This is a genomic window from Psychrobacter sp. 1Y4, from assembly GCF_051847555.1.
This window is the reverse complement of record NZ_JBPYDE010000918.1, coordinates 1-572: the sequence shown is the minus strand read 5'-3', so window position 1 is coordinate 572 and position 572 is coordinate 1. Positions and strand designations below refer to the sequence as shown.

Below are 572 nucleotides of genomic sequence, written 5' to 3'. Positions count from 1 at the left end.
ATTTTTGCAATAGCGTAAGGCTCATTAGTCGGTTCTAGTTGGCCTGATAATAGTGAGTCTTCAATCATCGGTTGATGTGCATTCTTCGGGTAGATACAACTAGAACCTAAAAACAATAATCTTTTAACGTTGAATTGGTGCGCTGCATGAATAATATTATTCTGAATCATTAAGTTATCATAAATAAAATCTGCAGGATAACTATTGTTCGCTTGAATACCACCAACTTTCGCTGCTGCTAAAAATACATAATCGGGCTGATGTGTCGCAAAAAACTCTGTTACTTGCTGCTGTGACATAAGCTCTAATTCACTGCGCTCTGCAGTAAGCAAATTACTATATCCACGCTTAGTTAATAGACGAACAATGGCACTACCCACCATACCTCGATGACCAGCGATGTAAATCTTGTCTTTGTATTGCATAGACATTAATTGTTCACCTTTATATTCATTTTACAGGTATCAGTGTTATATGTTCTAATCTTCATGGGTAAGTGGTAACGAATAACCATTAGCTACTAACAATGCATGGCGCTTCGCAACTAATAAATCGTGTTCCACCATTTCTTG

Annotated in this window: 1 protein-coding gene; it reads right to left on the bottom strand. The window is 37.1% G+C overall.

From position 1 onward, the window contains the following. The coding region (locus ACS8FC_RS19590) for an NAD-dependent epimerase/dehydratase family protein (RefSeq protein ID WP_439298015.1) at window positions 1-431 on the bottom strand (431 nt) is incomplete at its 3' end. Window positions 432-572: the final 141 nt, after the last annotated feature.